The following is a 21,480-nucleotide window of genomic DNA, read 5'->3' on the forward strand; positions in this document are numbered from 1 at the left end:
CCATAAGCCGACCGGACGATCCGCCGCTTAGCGCCAGTAGATATCCTGGAAGTAATAAAGCGTCATAGCGCTGCCGACGCCTATGACGAAGGCGCGCAGCCAGTTGGCTGGCAGTCTCTTGCTCAGCGCGCCGCCGGCATAGCCGCCGAGCGTGGTGCCGATCAGCAGGATGGCCAGCTCATACCAGCTCACGCGCCCGGCAATGATGAACGTGGCTGTGGCAACGCTATAGATGACGGCGGAAATCAGATTCTTCAGCGCGTTGGCGCGAACCAGCTGGTGACCTTCGATGGAGAAGGCCGCCAGTTGCAGGATGCCCATGCCCGCCCCGAAATAGCCGCCGTAGATCGATACCAGCCCATGTGCCGCGAGCGATGCCGGCGCATGCGGTGGTACAGCGCTTTCGTCTTTTCGTGCCGCGAGCCAGCGACTTAGCCAAGGACTGGCGGCGAACAGCGCGGTGGCCAGCAGCAACAGCCATGGAATGAGCAGACTGAAGATGTCGTCACCACTGGCCAGTAGCAGAAGGCCGCCGAGCAAACCGCCGATCAGACCGGCCAGTAACAGCGGGATCAGGTAGCGTCCCAACGGCTGGAGAGCCGAGCGCGCAGCCCAGGCGCCAGCGAGGCTTGCAGGCCAGAGCGCCACGGCGTTGGTCGCATTGGCGGTAACCGGCGGTAGGCCTGTGGCCAGCAGTGCTGGAAACGAAAAGAAGGTGCCGCCTCCGGCGAGCGCATTCATGCCACCCGCGGCAAAGCCGGCAGCGATCAATAGCAACATGTCGAACAGCGGCATCGGAACGGCTCGTGGCAAAAGAGACGCAGATTAGCCAAGGGCGCGCGGTCCGCCAAGCGTTGACAGCAGCGACGCTGTATTTGCGAACCGGAGCCTCAAGGCTCGCGCCGAACCTCGTCCGGCCGCGCGCTGGCCAGCTCGTTAAGAATGCCGCAGCCCTGCATCGGACGGCCGTCAGTGCAGCAACTGCGCAGCGCCTGCAGCTGATGCTCCAGGGCATGGAGGCTTTCCAGCCGCGTCTGGACACGCTCGAGCTGTTGGTCGATCAGCAGATTGATGTCGCCGCAGCTGGCGTCCGGCTGATTGGAAAACTCCAGCAGCCGACGGATGTCGGCCAGCCCGATGTCCAGCGCTCGGCAGTGGCGAATGAACACCAGGTGCGCCAGTTGCTTGGAAGAGTAAGACCGATAGCCATTGGCACCGCGCTCCGGGGCGGGCATCAACCCGATCTTCTCGTAATAGCGAATGGTCTCGACGTCCACGTCGGCCGCCGTGCTCAGCTCGCCTATACGCATGATGGTCTCCTTCGTCTCGCTGCAATCGTGCTCAGGATAGGGCTTGACCCTGGAGCGGCTCCAGGGTGTGCAATGGCTCCGAATATAGTCCAGGAGACATTTCCATGTCGTCGAGATGCTGTGATTCAGGCTGCTCAACCCCGGCGGTCAGCCCGCGTTTTCGCAAGGCGCTGTGGTTCGCGCTGGCGATCAACCTAATCATGTTCGTCGTGGAAGTCGGCGGCGGGTTGCGGTCCGGCTCGGTCTCGCTACTGGCCGACGCCATAGACTTCGCCGGGGATGCCGCCAACTACGGCATCACGCTGGTGGTGCTGTCCATGGGCCTGGTCTGGCGTTCGCGTGCAGCCATGGTGAAAGGGTTGTCGATGTTGGCCTTTGGCGTGTTCGTGCTGGGTCGCGCCGGTTGGGCGATCCATGCCGGCGTGGTGCCGGAGCCTCTGACCATGGGCGCCATCGGCGCGCTGGCGCTGGTTGCCAACGTCGTCGTGGCGCTGATGCTCTATGCGTTTCGCGAGGGCGACTCGAACATGCGCTCGGTCTGGCTATGCAGCCGCAACGACGCGCTGGGCAACATCGCGGTGATGATTGCCGCAGCGAGCGTTTTCGGAACGGGTTCTGGCTGGCCGGACTTCCTCGTGGCGCTGTTCATGGCGGGGCTGGCACTTTCTGCCGGTTGGTCGGTGGTGCGCCAGGCGCGGCAGGAATTGCGCACGGCGCCTTAACGTCGGCTGCGACCCGAGGCGATAGACGCGATCAGTGCCACCGCGCCGACGGTCACTGCTGCCAGTCCTGCCACCGCCAGCTTGCCGACGGTTTCGCTGCTCAGGGCGACGGCGTGGTCCTGAACCCGGTCCCCAAAGCGGCCATCGATGCGATGCAAGTCTTCGACCGGTTCGAAGAGGTTGTCCGGCTGCGCGGGGTTGGCCGGCTCGTCGGCCATCTGCCCGCTCCAGGCCTGCTTGGCCATCATGCGATCGAGCAGCCCCGGCATGAACATGTTGCCGATGATCGCTTGGAACGAGGCACGCCCCAGCCAGAGTTCACGCGGCGCATCGGTGGCGGCGCGGAGGATGGCGCGGGCGGCGACCTCGGGCGTGTGGATCGGCGGCACCGGTTGTGGGCGTTTGCGCATCTTGTTGCGCGACCAGTCGAACTGTGGCGTGTTGTGTGCCGGCAGCTGGACCATGGTCAGGCGGATTTTGCTCTTGGTGTGGATCAGCTCGCAGCGCAACGAGTCGGTGAAGCCGCGGATGGCGAACTTCGCCGCGCAGTAAGCCGATTGCAGCGGGATGGCGCGATAGGACAGCGCCGAGCCCACCTGCACGATGGTGCCGCGATTGCGGGGTTGCATATGTCGCAGCGCGGCCAGCGTGCCATGGACGAAGCCCAGGTAGGTTACCTCGGTGACCCGCTTGTATTCCGCCGCGATGATTTTCTCGACTGGTGCGAAGACCGTGGCCATGGCCGCGTTGATCCAGAGCTCGATCGGACCCAGCTCGGCTTCGATCCGCTCGGCGGCGCGGTCGATCGCTTCGGCATCGGCGACGTCGGCGGCAATCGTCAGCACCGTGGCGCCGGCCGCTTCGAGCGCTTGGCGCGTGTCGGCCAGGCCCTGTTCGCCACGCGCGATCACGGCCACGCGAAAACCTGCCTGCGCCAGGGCATGGGCGGTCGCGCGGCCCACGCCGGCGGTTCCGCCGCAGATCACGGCAGTCTGGTCGCGGTTGGTCATCTCAAGCTCCTGTTCCGGTGACGGGTGAAGTCGCGAACCAGCGCTGCCTGGTTTGTCTTCATGTAACCCACGCCGTGTCGGTGGGCGCGGACTCGGTCCGGTGATCTCATCGATGTGACGTTCGGGCGATGAAAGGCTCGGCGCCAGGTGCAGCGGTGGCGCTTTCAGTTGACCGGAGGGGCGTTGGGTGAGTTGCACCCAGGCGATGAGCTGTGAATCGGTGCGGTCATCCGAGCGTGCGGTACGGATCAGCTGCCGGCGTCAGCGCAGCTCGGCTCGACGGTGAATGTCTTCGATGAATCCACGGGGCCGATCTTCTCCAGCGTGCGGCGGCCAATGAGCACGGGGTAGTTCATCTTGTCCCGGTCGTTCAGCGAGAACTGCTCTTCATAGACCTGACTGCCCAGGCAGACTTTCATCAGCACTACAGGGCGATCCTCCGCACCGCCTGCGCCACGCACCGTGAGGTCCCGGACCATCTTGCGCTCCAGACGTGTCCTCACCTGCTTTTCGGTATTGATGTCTTCCAGTTCGACGGTGAAACGTATCCAGTCCTCGCCGTCTTTCTCGAAGCGGTCGATGTTTTCCGCATGCATCGAGGACGTCAACGCGCCCGTATCGAGCTTGAACTTCACCGCCACTTTTTCCGGAAGAATCAGCCCTTCCTCGACCCAGCCGAGTACCTGTGGCGAGTTGGCGGTGGCTGTCGCGATGCCTGGTGATAGCAGCAGAGCTGCCAGCGTTATCGGGACGAGTCGGTTGCGGATGAAGCGTGTCGGATGGCGCATCTATTACCTCGAAATCAACGAAAGCCGTGGTTTCGATAGAGTCAGCGCGCCCGGATCCGTTCAGGTTTTATCGATGAACGATCAGCGAACCGGGTCGGGATACGCACCCGCACGCTTCAACGGCGATTATGCAGCGGCACCACGACACGCGAATGCTGACGCCCCAACGTGTCGCCGATCGCTGCGCTGAGCGTGTGCTGCGTAAACGGCTTGGCCAGCGTATGCAGCGGGCGACCGTCTTCGGACAGCTCCGCATAGCCGCTGACCAACAGGACCGGCAGGTTGGGCCTTTCGATTTTGACGATCTTGGCCAGTTGGGTGCCGGTCATGCCGGGCATCATCTGATCGGTGACCAAAATATCGAAGGCCTCTTGCTGGCGAATGATAACCAGGGCCGCCTCGCCATCGCCGACCGCGGTGACTCGATGTCCCAGGTCCTCGAGTAACTCGGTGGTATTGGCGAGCACCAGAGGATCATCGTCTACCACGAGAATCGACAAGGCGGGGACCGGCGCCGCGACGGGTTCGTCTGGATGTTCGGATGCCGGGGCCGCCATCAGTGCCGGGACGCCCAAGGGTAGCCACAGCTCGACGGTCGTTCCCCTGCCCGGCTGGCTCGCCATTTCCAATCGCCCGCCCGATTGCTCGGCCAGGCCATGAGCCATCGAGAGGCCGAGTCCGGTGCCTTTGCCTGGCCCTTTGGTCGTGAAGAAGGGCTCGGTTGCACGGGCCAGCGTCTCCGGACTCATGCCGATGCCGTCGTCGCGCACGATCAGGGCGACGAACTCCTGCGACGATTGTTCCGTTGGTGCCCTGAGAGAACGCGGCTGGCCTTCGATGCAGATCGTGCCGCCTGTCGGCATGGCGTCCCGTGCGTTGACCACCAGATTGATCAGCACCATTTCGAGCTGATTCGCGTCGACGTAGGCAGGCGGCAGACTCAGAGAAAATCGCGTTTCGATGGAGATATTGGTCCCCACCGAGCGTTGCAGCAGCTCTCGCATGCTCATCACCACGTCCGGTAGCACGACGGAACTGGGGTTCAAGTCCTGCTTGCGGGCGAACGCCAGCATGCGCTGGACCAGGCTGGCGCCACGCTGTGTCGCCAGCAGCGCGTTTTCGATCAGAGCGCCGGTACGAGCCGTGTCGTTCGGCAGCCGCTTGCGCAGCAGTTCGAGATTTCCACTGACCACGGCGAGCAGGTTGTTGAAGTCATGAGCGATGCCGCCGGTCAGCTTGCCGATCGCTTCCAGCTTCTGCGCCTGCCGGAGCGCGGCCTCGGCGTGCCGGCGTTCGGTGATGTTCACCAGGCCGCCGATGATGAGCACGCCGCGGGTGGTCTGTTCGAGACGCGTGGAGGCCAGCACATCGATGAACGCACCGGCCCTGGCCACCAAGCGGTACTCGGCGTTGAGGCATTCGCCGGTTTTGAGCAATGCCGGCCAGTCCTGGCTGAGCATCTGGCGCGCCGAGCTTTCGGTCATGAAGTTGATCAGGGGCCGGCCGATCACGTCGCCTCGGCGATAGCCCATCAGTACGAGCCAGGCATCGCTGACCGACTCGATCCGGCCTTCTTCATCCAGCGAATGCAGCGGCAACGGCGTCTTGCTGTACAGCTCGCGGAACCGCTCCTCGCTTTGGCGCAAGGCCGCCGCTTCCCGCTCGCTGATGATCGCCATGCGCCGGTCATGCATCGAGGCGGCAAGGCCGAAGAACAGCACGATGAAGGTCGAGCCGGCAACCGACAACGCCAGCGTCAACAGATCCAGGCCGCTGTCGTGCGGCGCGGGCATCGCATCGTGCAGCGGAGTGAAGCGTGCGCCGGCCATGGCCGTGTAGTGCATGCCCGCCACGGCAAAGCCCATCGCCACGGCCGAGACCGCCTGCAGTATCAGGCGCCTGCCGCGGGCGGAGAGCCAGAGCGCTACGGTGGCCGCGCCGATTGCGATGATGAGGGAGATACCCACCCAAAACGGGTCATAGGACAGCTCGGCATGCATCGTCATGGCCGCCATGCCTATGTAGTGCATGGCCCCAATTCCGAGCCCCATGAACAGACCACCGATCCCGAGTGTCTTGCGGCCCAGTCCGCGAATGCCAACGGCGAAAAAGCTGATCGCCGTCACCGCAATCGGCACGACCAGCGACCAGAGAGTGAGCGCCAGGTCGTACTGGATCTCCATGCCGGGCATGCCGAAGGCCAGCATGCCGACGAAGTGCATCGACCAGATGCTGCCGCCCATGCAGACGGCCGCTGCGCATAACCAGGCATGTCGCATCCAATCGGCTGAAGCGCGCGCGCGGCTGGCCAGGTCGAGCGCTGTGAAGGAGCCAGCAATGGCAATCAGGATGGACAGGCTCACCAATGCAGTGTTGTAGGTGGTTAGCATCGAGGGATCCGTTCAGACTTCAAGGCGGTCGCCCTGTATATATTGCACGGGACGTCCAATAGCGCCAGGTCGCTGGTCTGGAGGCGCGATCGCCAGCCACTTGGAAGTGAGCTTGCGGTTTTTTTTACGACGATTGGGAAAGGCGTGGCAACTGGTTGGGCAGACGAGGTGGTGCCTTTTGTGCCAGCCGAAAACAAAACCTGAAAACATAAAAAAGCCGGCCTCGTGGGCCGGCTTTCCGTAACGGTATTGGCTTATTTTTGGTAAGCCGCAACCGCCTTGGTGATCGCGGCGCGGGCGGCGTCGGCGCCTTCCCAGCCTTCGACCTTGACCCACTTGCCCTTCTCCAGATCCTTGTAATTCTCGAAGAAATGTTTGATCTGCTCGATCAGCAGCGGGGGCAGGTCGGTGTATTCCTTAACGTCCACGTACAGCTGGCTCAGCTTGTCGTGGGGGACGGCGATCAGCTTGGCGTCGCCGCCGGCTTCGTCGGTCATGTTCAGCACGCCGACCGGGCGGCAGCGGATGACCGAGCCCGGCGCGACCGGGTAGGGCGTCACGACCAACACGTCCAGCGGGTCACCGTCGTCGGCCAGGGTGTGCGGGATGAAGCCGTAGTTGGCCGGGTAGAACATCGGGGTGGCCATGAAACGGTCGACGAACAGGCAATCGGTGTCGTGATCGATTTCGTATTTGATCGGCGCGTGGTTGGCCGGAATCTCGATGGCGACGTAGATATCGTTGGGCAGGTCTTTGCCGGCCGGGACTTTGCTGTAGCTCATGAACATTGCTCCGTGGTCGGCCAACGCGGCCTGGGGCGAAAAAAGTGGGCGCGATTATAGGCGCACTGTCGGGCGTTTTGCCATGCCGGTCATGTGAACCCTTGCCGGCAAAATAGCGCGCATTCGACGACCCGAACTCAATGAGGTTCCGCGTACTGCGGATGACTGTGCTGTAGCTGCTGCAGGCGCGTCAGCGGATCCTGTCGATAGAAGGCCGCCAGTTGCGCGTAGACCTCGGGAAAGGCCTGGTGCAGCACATCCGGCGCGCTGAAGAAGTATTCGCTGGTGACAGCGAAGAACTCCGCCGGGTTTTCCGCGGCGTAGGGATCGATCGGCGTCTCGGCATCCGGATCGGCATCCAGCACGGCGTCGAGTTGGTCGTAGGCGCTCTGCATCGCGGTCGCCCAGGCCTCGATATGCATGTTGCGGTGCAGCGGCGGCAGGCCGTTGGCATCACCGTTGAGCATGTCGAGCTTGTGCGCCAGTTCGTGAATGACAAGGTTGTAGCCTTCCCAGCCGCCGCTTCCCTGGACGCCGGGCCAGGCGAGGATGACCGGCCCCTGCAGCCAGGCTTCGCCGCTGTGCTCGCCGTCCCATTCATGCTCGACACCGGCCGGGTCGCGATACTTCTGCGGGCTGAGGAAATCGTCGGGATAAAGCACGATCTCGTGAAAGCCGCGATACCAGCCGAGCTCAGCCAGGTGCAGCAGCGGCAACTCGGCCTGCAGCGCCAGGCGCAGGCGATCTTCGGCTTGCAGCTCGACGCCTGGCAGTGCGGTGAGGCGCTTTTCGTGCAGAAACAGCACGGCGCGCTCGCGTAGGCGCGCCAGTTCCTCATCGCTCAAACCGTCGAGGATCGGCAGGCTGCCGACCACGCGGCGCCACAGCTCAGCGCTGATCGGGTTGCGGGCGAGGATGCGTTTGCGCTGCCAGGCGCGGAAGGACCACATGCACGAAGTTCCAGCGGGGCGGGGCGCTCACCTTAAGCGCCGCGGGTGTACGCGGCAAGGGCGTCAGCGTGCTGCTCCCGGCCTGCCATGGCGAGCTTGTGCGGGTTGACCACCGAGTAGATGTGCCGGATGTGCTGGCCGTCGCTGACCAGGGTCATCGCGGCATGAATGCGCTTGCCATGCAGCACCAGCACGCCGGGTTCGCCGTTGATCCAGGCGACCCGGGTGTGCCATTGACCATCCGCGCGGCGGGCGATGCCGACAGCCAGCCGCACCGAGGCGCGCACGCCGTGCAACACCTTCGAGGCGGCAGTAGCTTGGCCGCCGCCGTCGGCGATCCAGCTCACGTCCTCGGCGAGCAGCTCGGCGAAGGCCGTGCCGTCGGGGTCCAGCAGGGTCGTGGCAAAGCGCTCGACCAAGCGACGGTGTACGGCGGCGTCGACGGCAAAGCGTGGCCGCTCGTCGCGCACCCGCCGACGGGCGCGGCTGATGATCTGGCGGCAGGCCACAGGGGTTTTGCCCAGTGTTTCGGCGATCTGTTCGTAGGAATGTTCCAGCACGTCGCGCAGCAGCAGGGCTGCGCGTTCCTCGGCGCCCAGTCGCTCCAGCGCCACCAAGAAGGCCATGGAAATGTCCGCGCCGAGTTCGATCAAACGTTCGCCTTCGTGGTCGATGCTGCCCAGCAGCGGCTCCGGCAACCAGGGGCCGAGGTACTCCTCGCGGCGGGCGCGGCGTTGACGCAACTGATCGATGCCCAGCCGGGTAATTACGGTGACCAGCCAGGCCTCGGCATCGCGGATCGCCGCAGGGTCGGCCGCGCTCCATTTGAACCATGCGTCCTGCAGCAGATCTTCGGCATCGGCACGGCTGCCCAGCAGGCGGTAAGCCAGGCCGAACAGGCGCGGACGCAATCCTTCGTAGTAATGGGCGCGATTCTGCACGGCGGCTCCTCGTGACGGTTGATCCAGTATGGACGGTCCGGCGCGCGCCGTTGTGACAGTAGAGACGAGCTGTCACAACGAGCCCGTTGGGTACGTCCTGGCAATGTCACTCATGACCAACCGGAGTATTCCCATGCGACTCGACTACCTCAAGCACGCCGACCCGCTGCCACTGCAAGCATTGACTGCTATCAGCGGCTACCTGCACGAATCCGATCTGGATCCGCAACTGCTGTCGCTAATGGAGCTGCGCGCCTCGCAACTCAACGGCTGCGCCTATTGCATCGACATGCACAGCAAGGATCTGCTGGCGCTGGATACGCCGCTGCCGCGTATCCTGTTGCTGTCGGCCTGGCGTGAGGCCAATGCCTACAGCCCGGCCGAACGTGCCGCGCTGGCATGGGCTGAAGCTGTCACCGAGCTGCCGGATGGCGAAACACTAGACCGCTGCTACGGTGAGTTGACCGAGCATTTCTCGCCGCGGGTGATCACCCGGCTGACCTTCGCCCTCATCGTGATCAACAGCTGGAACCGCCTGAGCGTTGCCTTCGGGCGCGAACCGGGGCAGTACCGGCCCGGGGATCTCGATGGGGCGATGAAGCGCGCGCTGGAGCGCTTTGCCGATCTGGGGGGCGTTACCGAGAGGAGTAAGTCATGACTGAACATTCGGGTCGCAACGGCCTGTCACTGCTCAATCCGCCGGGTCTGTACGACCCGGCGCCCAATGGCTATTCCCATGTGGCGTTGTTGCCGCCTGGAGCCCGGCTCGCATTCATCGCCGGGCAGGGTGGCGAGAATGTTGGCGGGCGCTTGTCCGAGGATTTTCGCGAACAGGTCCGCCAGGCCCTGGCCAATCTCCGCCTCGCCATGGAGGCGGTGGGCGGCACTGCGCAGCAGATCGCCAAACTCACTGTGCTTATCGTCGACCACAGTGAGGCACGTCTGCAGGTGTTCGGCGAGGAGTTGGCCGGCGCGCTGGGATCGGGACCGAAGCCGGCTTGCACGCTGATCCCGGTGCCACGCCTGGCGCTGGATGGCATGCTCTTCGAGATAGAGGCGGTGGTGTTGCTGCCCGAGGCGTGACTGCCGCTGCATCGTGCGGCTCGCCTCCGGTCTGCGGACGAAACGGGCGGCTTGTCGGTGGGCTTTAAACGAATACGCGCTGGAGTTTCAGCCCAGCAGGAAGTTGCCGGCGCGGGGCGCGCCGTCCAGCGTCGGCACCTCGGCTTCGTCCTTGAGGTTCACACCTGAAAGCTGGCGACGACAGGCTTCGCGCATGAGATACAGCAGGCGATGCGCGGCCAGGTTGTAGGCGAGGCCTTCAGGGCGGATGTTGGAGATGCAGTTGCGCTGGGCATCGTGGCGGCCGACTTGCGGCGCCCAGGTGAAATAAAGGCCCAGGCTGTCCGGCGAGCTGAGGCCGGGGCGTTCGCCCAGCAAGATCACCACCATCCGGGCCTTGAGGCGTTCGCCGATTTCGTCGGCAATGGCCACGCGGCCTTGTTCGACGATGCTGATCGGCCCGAGGGTCCAGCCTTCGTTCTGGCAATGCTCGACGATCTTCAGCGTCATGGGCAGCGCATGGCGCTGCACGGCCAATGCTGAGAGGCCGTCGGCGATTACCAGGGCGAGGTCGCAGGCTGGTTGATCGCGCTCATCCAACAGAGCGGCGCTGGTTTCGTCCAGGCGCCGGCCCAGATCTGGCCGTTGCAGATAGACCTGACGATCCGCGGCGGCGCTGTGCAGGCGCAGGCAGTCCAGCTCATGTTGCTGCAGCTCGCGGATCAGCGCCTCGCTGTCCAACGGCAAATGCACGGCATCGCGGGCCTGCGCATGGGCGAACTGGAAATCGAGCTGTGCATTGGTAGGCAGGCTAGTGCCAGCCCGGCCGAGGGCGATGCGCGCCGGGGTGAGCTGACGCAGGTGCTGCCAGGGATTTTCGACGATGGGGGAGCGGTCGGGCATGGCTACCTCGAGTGGTCAGGTGGGCATCAAGCGGTGAAAGCATGCGGACGTACTCGCCTGCGATTACAAGGCGTGGCCCGCCAACCGTAGGGTGTGCTTCAGCGCACCAGCAAACCTCAGGCAACTCGGATCGTGCCGGCGATGCCCTGCGTAGGGCGTGACCTTCACGACAGTTGCTCCAGCGCGCGACGGAACGGCTCGGGCAGCTCATTGCCCAGCTGCAACCGGTTACCGTCCTGCTGAAGGATCTGCATCTTCGCCAGCCAGTCCTCGAACTCCGGCGCGGCCCTGAGGCCCAGCACTTGCCGCACGTAGAGCGCGTCGTGGAAGGAGGTGGTCTGGTAATTGAGCATCACGTCGTCCGACCCCGGAATGCCCATGATGAAGTTGATGCCCGCCGTGCCGAGCAGGGTCAGCAGCATGTCCATGTCATCCTGGTCGGCTTCGGCGTGGTTGGTGTAGCAAATGTCACAGCCCATGGGCACACCGAGCAGCTTGCCGCAGAAATGGTCCTCCAGGCCGGCGCGGATGATCTGCTTGCCGTTGTAGAGGTATTCCGGGCCGATGAAGCCGACCACGGTGTTCACCAGCAGCGGCTTGAAACGGCGAGCTACCGCGTAGGCGCGGGCCTCGCAGGTCTGCTGGTCGACGTCGTGATGGGCGTTTGCCGAGAGTGCGCTGCCCTGGCCGGTCTCGAAGTACATCAGGTTGTCGCCGAGGGTGCCGCGCTTCTGCGACAGGCCCGCCTCGTAACCTTCCTGCAGCGTGGCCAGACTGATGCCGAAGCTGGCGTTGGCCGCCTCGGTGCCGGCGATGGACTGGAACACCAGGTCCAACGGCGCGCCGCGCTCGATCGCCGCGATGGAGGTGGTGACGTGGGTGAGGATGCAGGCTTGGGTCGGGATCTCGTAGCGCTGGATGATGGCGTCGAGCATTTTCAGCAGTTCGCAGATGCCGGCGGTGCTGTCGGTGGCCGGGTTGATGCCGATCACCGCATCGCCGTTGCCGTAGAGCAAACCGTCGAGGATGCTCGCGGCGATGCCGGCGCCGTCGTCGGTGGGGTGGTTGGGTTGCAGGCGGGTGGACATTCGCGCCGGCAGGCCGATCGTATTGCGAAAGCGCGTCACCACGCGCGGCTTCTGCGCGACCAGGATCAGGTCCTGCACGCGCATGATCTTCGACACGGCGGCCACCATCTCCGGCGTCAGGCCCGGCGCCAGGGCCGCCAGCGCGGCGCCGTCGGCTTCATCGCCGAGCAGCCAGTTGCGGAAGTCGCCTACGGTCAGGTGGCTGACCGGGGCGAAGGCGGCAGTGTCATGACTGTCGATGATCAGCCGCGTGACCTCGTCGCTTTCGTACGGGATCAGTGCCTCTTCGAGGAAGCGCTTGAGCGGCACCTCGGCCAGGCACATCTGCGCCGCCACGCGCTCGGCATCGCTGCCCGCGGCGACCCCGGCGAGCAGGTCGCCGGAGCGCGCCGGGCTGGCCTTGGCCATCAGCTCGCGCAGGTCGTCGAAACGCCAGGTGGTGCCGCCCACGCTGTGCGAGTACGTCATGACTGCCTCCTTACTTCAGCGTTGCCTCGGCGTTCTCGATCGCCGCGAACTCCTCTTCCGGCGTGCCGGCGACCAGGTGATGTCGGCTGTACAGCGCGAAATAGGCGATGAAGATGCCGTAGATGATCGCTGCGCCGATCACCACGCGCGGGTCCACCAGAAAGCCCGCCACCACGGCGATGCACGCCAGCACCAGGGCGACGCCCGAGGTAAAGATGCCGCCGGGCGTTTTGTAAGGACGGTGCATGTCCGGACGGCGCAGGCGCAGGGTGATGTGCGAGGCCATCATCAGCACGTAGGAAATGGTGGCACCGAACACCGCCACCAGAATCAGCAGGTCGCCTTGGCCAGTCAGAGACAGGACGAAGCCGATCACCCCCGGCACGATCAGCGCCAGCACCGGCACCTTGTTGCGGTTGGTCAGCGACAGCTTGCGCGGCAGGTAGCCGGCCCGCGACAGCGCGAAGATCTGCCGCGAGTAGGCGAAGATGATCGAGAAGAAGCTGGCGATCAGCCCGGCCAGGCCGACCAGGTTGACGAAGCCGCTCATCCAGGTTGAGGAGCCGTAGGCGGTGGTCAGCGCCTCCACCAGCGGGTTGCCGGATTCGATCAGTGTGCTGGAACCGGCGCCGCCCGGCCCAACCAGCAGGATCAGCCCGGCGAAGGCCAGCAGCACCAGCATGGCGCCGATCAGCCCGCGCGGCATGTCGCGCTGCGGATTCTTGGTTTCCTCGGCGGCCAGCGGCACGCCCTCGACCGCGAGGAAGAACCAGATCGCATAGGGAATCGCCGCCCAGATGCCGACGTAGCCGAACGGCAGGAAGGCGCTGGCGCCGGCTGCGGTGGTGGGGGTGATATCCAGCAGGTTGGCTACAGAGAAGTGCGGCACCATCGCCACGATGAACACGCCCAACGCCAGTGCGGCGACGGCGGTGATGATGAACATCAGCTTGAGCGCCTCGCCTACGCCGAAGATATGGATGCCGATGAATGCGATGTAGAAGGCCAGGTAGATCATCCAGCCGCCGATGCCGAACAACGACTCGCAGTAAGCGCCGATGAACACTGCTATGGCCGCCGGCGCGATGGCGTATTCGATGAGGATCGCCGTGCCGGTGAGAAAGCCGCCCAGCGGGCCGAACGCCGTGCGGGCGAAGCCATAACCGCCGCCGGCGGTGGGCACCATCGACGACAACTCGGCCAGCGAAAAGCACATGCACAGGTACATGGTTGCCATCAGCAGCGTGGCGATGAACAGCCCGCCCCAACCGCCCTGTGCCAGGCCGAAGTTCCATCCGGCGTAGTCGCCGGAAATCACGTAGGCGACGCCGAGGCCGACCAATAGCACCCAGCCGGCGGCGCCTTTCTTCAGTTCGCGTTCCTGGAAATAGCTACTGCCGACTGCTTCGAAATCTACGGCATGTTGCGGTGGGGTCGCACTGCTGTGTTCGAAAGCCATGGGGAATCCCTCGTTGTTGGATTGGCGTCTCCCTAGCAAGCGTCATGCCCTGCGCCGCGAACCTTGCATTCGCGGTGTTTTGTCAGCGAAGTCCGGCAGGAACGCACCTTTTGCGGGCTCCGCAGCACCACGGCGGAGCCCGGCAGGCGTCTTGTTCGAGCGCGGGCGGTATCAGCCACCCGCGCCAGCCATCAGAAGAAGCCCAGTGGATTGATGTCGTAGCTGACCAGCAGGTTTTTGGTCTGCTGGTAGTGGTCGAGGATCATCTTGTGGGTTTCGCGACCGACGCCGGATTTCTTGTAACCACCGAACGCGGCATGTGCCGGATACAGGTGGTAGCAGTTGGTCCACACCCGCCCGGCCTTGATCCCCCGGCCCATGCGATAGGCACGGTTGATGTCGCGGGTCCAGACGCCAGCGCCGAGGCCGAACTCGGTGTCGTTGGCGATGGCCAGCGCTTCGGCTTCATCCTTGAAGGTGGTCACGCCGATCACCGGGCCGAAGATTTCCTCCTGGAACACGCGCATCTTGTTATGGCCCTTGAGTAGGGTCGGCTGGATGTAATAGCCGGTCGCGAGCGAGCCTTCGAGTTTCTCGACACCGCCACCGGTGAGCACTTCGGCGCCTTCCTGCCGAGCGATGTCCAGGTAGCCGACGATCTTGTCGAACTGCTGCTGGCTGGCCTGGGCGCCGACCATGGTGTCGGTGTCCAGCGGGTCGCCGCGTTTGATCTGCGTGACCTTCTTCATCACCGCTTCCATGAAGGGCGCGTAGATGGATTCCTGCACCAGTGCCCGCGACGGGCAGGTACAGACTTCGCCTTGGTTGAAGAAACCCAGCACCAGCCCCTCGGCCGCCTTCTCGATGAAGGTCGGTTCGGCTTGCATGATGTCTTCGAAGTAGATGTTGGGGCTCTTGCCGCCCAGCTCCACAGTGCTGGGAATGATGTTTTCTGCCGCCATCTTCATGATGTGCGAACCCACCGGGGTGGAGCCGGTGAAGGCGATCTTGGCGATGCGTTTGCTGCTGGCCAGCGCCTCGCCGGCCTCCTTGCCGAAGCCCTGGACGATGTTGAGCACGCCCGGCGGCAGCAGGTCGCCGATGATTTCTGCCAGCACGGTGATGCCCAGCGGCGTCTGCTCGGCGGGTTTCAGGATCACGCAGTTGCCGGCTGCCAGGGCTGGTGCAAGTTTCCAGCAGGCCATCAGGATCGGAAAGTTCCACGGAATGATCTGCCCGACCACGCCCAGCGGCTCGTGGAAATGATAGGCGGCAGTGTGCTCGTCGATCTCCGCGCTGGTGCCTTCCTGGGCGCGGATGCAGCCGGCGAAGTAGCGGAAGTGGTCGGCAGCCAGCGGGATGTCGGCGTTCAGCGTCTCGCGCACCGCCTTGCCGTTGTCCCAGGTTTCGGTGATGGCGAGCTTTTCCAGATTTTCTTCGATGCGATCGGCGATCTTCAGCAGGATCAGCGAGCGCGCCTGCACACTGGTCTTGCCCCAGGCATCGGCGGCGGCATGGGCGGCGTCCAGCGCCTTCTCGATATCGGCCGCTTCGGAGCGCGGGAACTCAGCGATGGGCTGGCCGTTGACTGGCGAAGTGTTGGTGAAATACTGCCCGCCAACCGGTTCGACGAATTGGCCGTTGATAAAGTTGCCGTAGCGGGATTGGAAGGAAACGAGGGCCCCTTCGGTGCCGGGATGGGCGTAGCGCATGATGCGTCTCCGAATCTTGTAATTGCCGTGTGGACTGCTGTGATTCAGCGTAGATCAAGGCCTGACGGTCCGCGAGCGAGGCGACGTGTGGGCGTGCCTGTGCCCGGATGCGCGCGGCGGGCTGTGTCGGGCCGCCTGTGCTAATCTGCGGCGCAGTTTTTTCGCCCGACGCTCCGTGATTCCGGAGCCCGGCGTGGCCAATCCAGAGGTCATTCATGCATATCCATATTCTCGGCATCTGCGGCACCTTCATGGGCTCGCTGGCCGTTCTCGCCAAGGAACTGGGCCATCGGGTCACCGGTTCCGATGCCAACGTCTATCCGCCCATGAGTACCCAGCTTGAGGCTCAGGGCATTGAACTGACCCAAGGCTATGAGCCGAGCCAGCTCGATCTGGCGCCGGATCTGGTGGTGATCGGCAACGCGCTGTCGCGCGGCAACCCGGCGGTGGAGTACGTGCTGAACAAGGGGCTGCCTTACGTTTCCGGCCCGCAGTGGCTCGCCGATCATGTGTTGCAGGGGCGCTGGGTGCTGGCTGCCGCCGGTACTCACGGCAAGACCACCACCAGCAGCATGCTCGCCTGGGTGCTGGAACACGCCGGCATGAGCCCGGGCTTTCTTATTGGCGGCGTGCCGCAGAACTTCGGCGTCTCCGCGCGACTGGGCGGCACGCCGTTCTTCGTGGTCGAGGCGGACGAGTACGACAGCGCCTTCTTCGACAAGCGCAGCAAGTTCGTCCATTACCGACCGCGTACCGCGATCCTGAACAACCTTGAATTCGACCACGCCGATATCTTCCCGGACCTCGCTGCGATCGAAAGGCAGTTCCACCACCTGGTACGCACCGTGCCCAGCGAGGGGCTGATCATTCATCCGCAATCGGAAGAGGCGCTCAAGCGCGTGATCGGCATGGGCTGCTGGACACCGGTGCAGACAACCGGCAACGGCGGGCAATGGCAGGCCAACCTGCTCAGCGCAGACGGTTCGCGCTTCGAGGTGATCTTCGACGGCACTGTGCAAGGCGTGGTGGACTGGGAATTGACTGGTCAGCACAATGTCAATAACGCTCTGGCCACGCTCGCGGCGGCGCGCCATGTCGGTGTATTGCCCAAGCAGGGAACCGAAGCGCTGAGTGAATTCCGCAGCGTCAAGCGACGCATGGAAAAGGTCGCAGACGTTAATGGCGTGACCATTTACGACGACTTCGCCCATCACCCGACCGCCATCGCCACGACGCTCGACGGCCTACGCAAGCGCGTGGGTGATACGCCGATCATTGCCGTGGTCGAGCCGCGCTCCAATTCGATGAAGTTGGGCGCACACCGTGAAGGCCTGGCCGAATCGGTGGCGCTGGCCAATCAGGCGATCTGGTACGCGCCGCCAAATCTCGGCTGGGACCTGGCCGCGACGGTCGCCGGCTCGCCCGTCGAGACGACCGTATGCGACTCGCTAGAGACGATCATCGCCAAGGTCAAGGCCGACGCCACGCCGGGCACTCAGGTGGTGGTCATGAGCAACGGCGGTTTTGGTGGATTGCATGGCAAATTGGCCGAGGCGCTGGCGTAAGCCGATTTGTGGGCTAAAGCCCACCCTACGCCTACGGGTGCTGAACCCACCCTACGATGCTTTGCCGTTTCGCTTTTTGTAGGGTGGGCTTTAGCCCACCGAAAAGACCACGCAATAGGATAAGAGCAAACGAATGAGCGGCCCCGAACGCATCACCCTGGCGATGACCGGCGCTTCAGGCGCGCAATACGGCTTACGCCTGTTGGATTGTCTGATCCAGGAGGACCGCGAGGTGCACTTCCTGATCTCCAAGGCCGCGCAGCTGGTGATGGCCACCGAGACCGACGTCGTACTGCCCGCCAAGCCCCAGGCGATGCAGGCCTTTCTCTCTGAGTACACCGGTGCGGCGGCGGGGCAAATCCGGGTGTTCGCAAAGGAAGACTGGATGGCCCCACCGGCCTCAGGTTCCGGCGCGCCGACGGCTATGGTGGTGGTGCCCTGCTCGACTGGCACGCTCTCGGCGATTGCCACCGGCGCCTGCAACAACCTGATCGAGCGCGCGGCGGATGTGACGCTCAAGGAGCGCCGCCAGCTCATTCTGGTGCCGCGAGAGGCGCCGTATTCAAGCATTCACCTTGAGAACATGCTCAAGCTGTCGAATCTGGGCGCGGTGATCCTGCCGGCATCACCGGGCTTCTACCATCAGCCGCAGACGATCGATGACCTGGTGGATTTCGTCGTCGCGCGCATCCTCAATTTGCTACAGATTCCCCAGGACATGCTGCCGCGCTGGGGTGAGCACCATTTTGTCAGCGACGAGTGAAGCGCGCCGAGGATGGCATTGTTCGCAGCGATACCCATATTCAGGAGCTGCAGGTGAAACACAAGGCTACCCTCGGGCTGACTCTGCTTGCCGTCCTTCTGCTATCTGGCTGCGCCACGGTCCGCACCCTCGATGCGGCCAAGCCCGGCGCGCCGATCATCTATTCCGGTACGCGCCTCGACTGGCACAGCCTCAACGGCGGCTGCTGTCCTCAGGAGCGCTTCGGTGCCACCGCGCCGAAGCATCCTGCTCTGGACCTGCCGGCCAGTCTGCTGCTCGATACGCTGTTATTGCCATTCGCCGTGGCGGCGGAGCTCGGTATCGGGTTGGGCGTGAGTGGCGGGCTATAGAGGGTTGCCGTGCTGGGCCAATGCCCATTCCACATGCTCACGCACCAGCTCCGAGGGATCGTCACGGCGCGCCTGCAGGGCTTCCAGCACCGGAATGCTCGACGGCGCGTTGCCCAGGCCCACCGCCAGATTGCGCAACCAGCGCTCGTAGCCCGCGCGGCGTAACGGCGAGCCTTCGGTGCGGCTGAGAAACTCGTCCTCGGTCCAGCGAAACAGCTCTGCCAACTCGGCATTGTCCAGGCGGTGGCGTGGGTGGAAGTCGGTCTGTTCGGTCGGCTTGGCGAAGCGGTTCCAAGGGCAGACGATCTGGCAATCGTCACAGCCGAACACGCGGTTGCCAACCTTGCTGCGCAATTCCACCGGGATCGGACCTTTCAGCTCGATGGTCAGGTAGGAAATGCAGCGCCGCGCATCCAGTATCCGTTCGCCGACGAAGGCCTCGGTGGGGCAGATGTCCAGGCAGGCCTGGCAACTGCCGCAATGCTGACTGGTAACGGGTTCGTCAACGGGCAGGTCGATATCGACGAACAGCTCGCCGAGGAAGAACCAGCTACCGGCCTTGCGATTGAGCAGCAGGGTGTTCTTACCGATCCAGCCGAGCCCGGCTTGCTGCGCCACGGCTTTTTCCAGCACCGGCGCGCTGTCAACGAAGGCACGGAAGCCGAACGGGCCGACCACCTGCTGGATACGCTCGGCCAGTTGTTGGATTCGCTTGCGGATCAGCTTGTGGTAGTCGCGGCCCAGCGCGTAGCGCGACACATAGGCTTTCTCCGGCTCGGCCAGCCGCTGGCTCATGCGAGTGTCGCCGGGCAGATAGTCCATGCGCAACGAGATCACCCGCAGGGTGCCGGGCACCAGTTCGTCGGGCCGTGAGCGCTTGTTGCCATGGGCGGCCATGTAGTCCATTTCGCCCTGGTAGCCTTCATCCAGCCAGCGCTGCAGATGCGCTTCATGCTCGGCCAGGTCGACACCTGTGATGCCGACCTGCTGAAAGCCCAGTTCGCGACCCCACTCCTTGATGGACTGAGCGAGGGCGGCGGGGTCGAGGGTTTGGCTGGACATTGGATAAGGTCTTCGAGACTTGCTCGCGTATGGCGGGGTCGTTTGGTTCGGCGCGGTATATAAGGACAGTGAGTACATCGGCCGACCGCCCGTTGCGCTTGAGCGGCTGCGGTGAAACTCGATGCATCCACGGGCGGGCCGGGTGGCGCATGCGTATAATTCTGCCAGATATTCGTTCGGGTGATTCATGTCTCAGACCACCGATACCTTGCCCACCTCTTTATACACGGCCGCCCAGGTGCGGGAGATCGACGCACGTCTGATCGCCGCGGGAACACCCGGTTTCGAGCTGATGCAGCGCGCGGCGCATGCTGCCTGGCGTTCGTTGCGTCGGCGTTGGCCTGACGAGCAGCGGATCACCGTGATGGCTGGACGTGGCAACAATGCCGGTGACGGTTACCTGATCGCTGCCTTGGCGCAGCGTGGTGGCCGTCAGGTTCAGGTACTCGCGGTAGGTGATCCGCAGCAGCTTCAGGGTGATGCCGCTCAGGCTTTCGCCGTGGCTCGGGAGGCTGGCGTCAACGTGCTGCAGTGGGTGCCGGATGCAAGTCTGCAGGGTGTGCTGGTCGATGCGCTGCTAGGTACCGGGATCTCCGGTGAGGTCCGCGAGCCTTACGCCAGTGCCATTCGCGCCATGAACGATAGCCCTCAGCCGGTTCTCGCTGTGGACCTGCCGTCTGGCCTCTGTGCCGATACAGGGCGCGTGCTGGGGCAAGCGGTGTTTGCGGACCTCACGGTGTCGTTTATCGGCCTGAAGGTGGGGTTGTTCACCGGTGAGGGGCCGGATCGGGTCGGTGAGCTGGTATCCGATGACTTGCAGGCCGATCGGGCCATTCTCGATCAGATCCAGCCCAGCCTTGAACGCCTGTGCGCGGCGAACCTTCCGACCTTGGCGCCTCGTAAGCCAACGGCGCACAAGGGCAGCTTTGGTCAGGTGCTGGTGATCGGTGGCGATCTGGGCACTGGCGGCGCGGCGTTGCTCAGCGCCGAAGCGGCGTTGCGCTGTGGCGCCGGCATGGTGACCTTGGCGACGCGGCCAGAGCACGTGACGGCATCGCTGGTGCGGCGTCCGGAAATCATGTGCAGTGGCGTGGAGTCCACCTATGCGTTGACGACGCTAACCCAGCGCGCCGATGTGTTGGTGATCGGTCCAGGCTTGGGGCAGGCGCCGTGGGGGCGCAGTTTGCTGTCGCTGGCGCCGCAGTGTCGCGTACCTCAGGTATGGGATGCCGATGCGCTGAATTTGCTGGCGGCAGGCGCGGTCGAGCTGCCGAGCGATTGCCTGCTGACGCCGCACCCGGGCGAGGCTGCGCGGTTGCTGAGTATCACGGTTGGCGAAGTTCAGGCTGATCGTCCTGCGGCGGCCCGAATGCTGGCAAGCCGCTACGGTTGCACCGTGTTGCTCAAGGGGGCGGGAACGCTGATCGCGCACTCAGATGGTCGACTGGCACTGTGTGATCGCGGCCATCCGGCCATGGCCAGCGCGGGGCTCGGCGATGTTCTGGCGGGTGTCGCTGGAGCTCTGTTGGCGCAGGGACTCGCGCCGTTCGATGCGGCCTGCCTCGCCGTGTGGCTGCATGCCGTAGCTGGCGAGCGTCTCGGCAAGCAAGGGCGCGGACTGGCTGCCGCCGATCTGATTCCCGTCCTCCGCCAATTGCTCGAGGAGTGCTCGCCATGCCGGGTGTGACGCTGTTTGCCTCAGACGAAGAGGCGATGCTGGCGCTCGGCGCACGCATCGCCCAGATGACCGGCGGTCAGGGCGTGATCTATCTGCACGGTGACCTCGGCGCGGGAAAAACCACCTTGTCGCGCGGCTTGATCCGCGGCTTCGGGCATGAAAGCAAGGTCAAGAGTCCCACCTTCACGCTGGTCGAGCCCTACGAGATAGGCAGCGTACGGGTATTTCATTTCGACCTTTATCGGCTGGTGGATCCCGAGGAACTTGAATTCCTGGGCATTCGCGACTATTTCGAAGGGGACGCGCTGTGCCTGATAGAGTGGCCAGAACGTGGCGCCGGCATTTTGCCAAAGGCCGACCTGGACATTACCATTACGCCCCAGGGCGCCGGCCGGTCGCTGCGCCTGACGCCACGAGGCGAGCGTGGTGAAAGCTGGTGTTCCATCCTGACCATCGGTGAACAATGAACAACATGGG

The 21,480-nt window shown here is 64.1% G+C and carries 21 protein-coding genes; 8 read left to right on the forward strand and 13 right to left on the reverse strand.

Translation table 11 applies throughout. From position 1 onward, the window contains the following. Nucleotides 1-27 precede the first annotated feature (27 nt). Nucleotides 28-795 carry a sulfite exporter TauE/SafE family protein gene (locus E0D86_RS09530; RefSeq protein WP_131649762.1) on the reverse strand — a complete coding sequence of 256 codons (768 nt, stop codon included), beginning with the start codon at nt 793-795 and terminating at the stop codon, nt 28-30. Between the two features lie 95 nt (nt 796-890). Beyond that, entirely contained in the window at nt 891-1,310 is a 420-nt protein-coding gene (locus tag E0D86_RS09535) for a Cd(II)/Pb(II)-responsive transcriptional regulator (protein WP_131649763.1), read from the reverse strand. Between the two features lie 104 nt (nt 1,311-1,414). Here E0D86_RS09535 and E0D86_RS09540 point away from each other — a divergent pair, with 104 nt between their 5' ends. Further along, the gene (locus E0D86_RS09540) at nt 1,415-2,032 is read left to right on the forward strand and encodes a cation transporter (RefSeq protein ID WP_131649764.1); all 618 of its coding nucleotides are present in this window, start codon (nt 1,415-1,417) and stop codon (nt 2,030-2,032) included. Here the strand turns inward: E0D86_RS09540 and E0D86_RS09545 are convergent. The 6 genes from E0D86_RS09545 to sigJ form a co-directional block, all read right to left on the reverse strand. Next, complete coding sequence (locus tag E0D86_RS09545; RefSeq protein ID WP_131649765.1) at nt 2,029-3,042, reverse strand: SDR family oxidoreductase; 1,014 nt, start codon at nt 3,040-3,042, stop codon at nt 2,029-2,031. The genes E0D86_RS09540 and E0D86_RS09545 overlap by 4 nt on opposite strands. A 248-nt stretch (nt 3,043-3,290) precedes the next feature. Then, the gene (locus E0D86_RS09550) at nt 3,291-3,830 is read right to left on the reverse strand and encodes an ATP-dependent zinc protease (RefSeq protein ID WP_177493035.1); all 540 of its coding nucleotides are present in this window, start codon (nt 3,828-3,830) and stop codon (nt 3,291-3,293) included. A gap of 116 nt (nt 3,831-3,946) precedes the next feature. Continuing rightward, nucleotides 3,947-6,220 (reverse strand): MHYT domain-containing protein, encoded by a 2,274-nt coding sequence (locus E0D86_RS09555; protein WP_131649766.1) that lies wholly within the window; start codon nt 6,218-6,220, stop codon nt 3,947-3,949. 254 nt (nt 6,221-6,474) lie between these two features. After that, the gene (gene ppa / locus E0D86_RS09560; protein ID WP_045163730.1) at nt 6,475-7,002 is read right to left on the reverse strand and encodes an inorganic diphosphatase; all 528 of its coding nucleotides are present in this window, start codon (nt 7,000-7,002) and stop codon (nt 6,475-6,477) included. A 137-nt stretch (nt 7,003-7,139) separates the two neighbouring features. Continuing rightward, entirely contained in the window at nt 7,140-7,952 is an 813-nt protein-coding gene (locus E0D86_RS09565) for a zinc-dependent peptidase (RefSeq protein ID WP_131649767.1), read from the reverse strand. Between the two features lie 32 nt (nt 7,953-7,984). Beyond that, nucleotides 7,985-8,893 (reverse strand): RNA polymerase sigma factor SigJ, encoded by a 909-nt coding sequence (gene sigJ, locus E0D86_RS09570; RefSeq protein ID WP_131649768.1) that lies wholly within the window; start codon nt 8,891-8,893, stop codon nt 7,985-7,987. Nucleotides 8,894-9,026: 133 nt separating this feature from the next. Here sigJ and E0D86_RS09575 point away from each other — a divergent pair, with 133 nt between their 5' ends. Both E0D86_RS09575 and E0D86_RS09580 read left to right on the forward strand, forming a co-directional pair. Continuing rightward, on the forward strand, nt 9,027-9,551 hold the full coding sequence (locus tag E0D86_RS09575; RefSeq protein ID WP_256681172.1) for a carboxymuconolactone decarboxylase family protein: 525 nt from the start codon (nt 9,027-9,029) through the stop codon (nt 9,549-9,551). Beyond that, the gene (locus E0D86_RS09580) at nt 9,548-9,976 is read left to right on the forward strand and encodes a RidA family protein (protein WP_131649769.1); all 429 of its coding nucleotides are present in this window, start codon (nt 9,548-9,550) and stop codon (nt 9,974-9,976) included. The genes E0D86_RS09575 and E0D86_RS09580 overlap by 4 nt, the downstream gene beginning before the upstream one ends. Before the next feature lie 87 nt (nt 9,977-10,063). On the opposite strand, the gene eutC is transcribed toward E0D86_RS09580, so the two are convergent. From eutC to E0D86_RS09600, 4 genes are all read right to left on the reverse strand, one after another. Next, entirely contained in the window at nt 10,064-10,858 is a 795-nt protein-coding gene (gene eutC / locus E0D86_RS09585; protein ID WP_131649770.1) for an ethanolamine ammonia-lyase subunit EutC, read from the reverse strand. Nucleotides 10,859-11,022: 164 nt separating this feature from the next. Continuing rightward, a complete protein-coding gene (locus E0D86_RS09590; RefSeq protein WP_131649771.1) occupies nt 11,023-12,414 on the reverse strand; it encodes an ethanolamine ammonia-lyase subunit EutB in 1,392 nt (463 codons plus the stop codon). Nucleotides 12,415-12,424: 10 nt separating this feature from the next. Then, the gene (gene eat / locus E0D86_RS09595; protein WP_131649772.1) at nt 12,425-13,873 is read right to left on the reverse strand and encodes an ethanolamine permease; all 1,449 of its coding nucleotides are present in this window, start codon (nt 13,871-13,873) and stop codon (nt 12,425-12,427) included. 191 nt (nt 13,874-14,064) lie between these two features. Next, complete coding sequence (locus E0D86_RS09600; RefSeq protein WP_131649773.1) at nt 14,065-15,585, reverse strand: aldehyde dehydrogenase family protein; 1,521 nt, start codon at nt 15,583-15,585, stop codon at nt 14,065-14,067. Between the two features lie 215 nt (nt 15,586-15,800). Here E0D86_RS09600 and mpl point away from each other — a divergent pair, with 215 nt between their 5' ends. From mpl to E0D86_RS09615, 3 genes are all read left to right on the forward strand, one after another. After that, nucleotides 15,801-17,150: a UDP-N-acetylmuramate:L-alanyl-gamma-D-glutamyl-meso-diaminopimelate ligase gene (mpl, locus tag E0D86_RS09605; RefSeq protein ID WP_131649774.1), complete on the forward strand. Its 1,350-nt coding sequence runs from the start codon at nt 15,801-15,803 to the stop codon at nt 17,148-17,150. 133 nt (nt 17,151-17,283) lie between these two features. Further along, complete coding sequence (gene ubiX / locus E0D86_RS09610) at nt 17,284-17,913, forward strand: flavin prenyltransferase UbiX (RefSeq protein ID WP_131649775.1); 630 nt, start codon at nt 17,284-17,286, stop codon at nt 17,911-17,913. A 53-nt stretch (nt 17,914-17,966) separates the two neighbouring features. Further along, a complete protein-coding gene (locus E0D86_RS09615) occupies nt 17,967-18,263 on the forward strand; it encodes a YceK/YidQ family lipoprotein (protein WP_131649776.1) in 297 nt (98 codons plus the stop codon). Here the strand turns inward: E0D86_RS09615 and queG are convergent. After that, nucleotides 18,258-19,325 carry a tRNA epoxyqueuosine(34) reductase QueG gene (queG, locus tag E0D86_RS09620; RefSeq protein WP_131649777.1) on the reverse strand — a complete coding sequence of 356 codons (1,068 nt, stop codon included), beginning with the start codon at nt 19,323-19,325 and terminating at the stop codon, nt 18,258-18,260. The genes E0D86_RS09615 and queG overlap by 6 nt on opposite strands. Before the next feature lie 187 nt (nt 19,326-19,512). Here queG and E0D86_RS09625 point away from each other — a divergent pair, with 187 nt between their 5' ends. Both E0D86_RS09625 and tsaE read left to right on the forward strand, forming a co-directional pair. After that, on the forward strand, nt 19,513-21,012 hold the full coding sequence (locus E0D86_RS09625; protein WP_131649778.1) for an NAD(P)H-hydrate dehydratase: 1,500 nt from the start codon (nt 19,513-19,515) through the stop codon (nt 21,010-21,012). Further along, nucleotides 21,000-21,470 carry a tRNA (adenosine(37)-N6)-threonylcarbamoyltransferase complex ATPase subunit type 1 TsaE gene (gene tsaE, locus E0D86_RS09630; RefSeq protein WP_131649779.1) on the forward strand — a complete coding sequence of 157 codons (471 nt, stop codon included), beginning with the start codon at nt 21,000-21,002 and terminating at the stop codon, nt 21,468-21,470. Before E0D86_RS09625 ends, tsaE begins: the two co-directional genes overlap by 13 nt. The last annotated feature ends 10 nt before the right edge of the window (nt 21,471-21,480 follow it).

This window comes from Pseudomonas sp. IC_126, assembly GCF_004331835.1.
Taxonomy (GTDB): Bacteria; Pseudomonadota; Gammaproteobacteria; order Pseudomonadales; family Pseudomonadaceae; genus Stutzerimonas.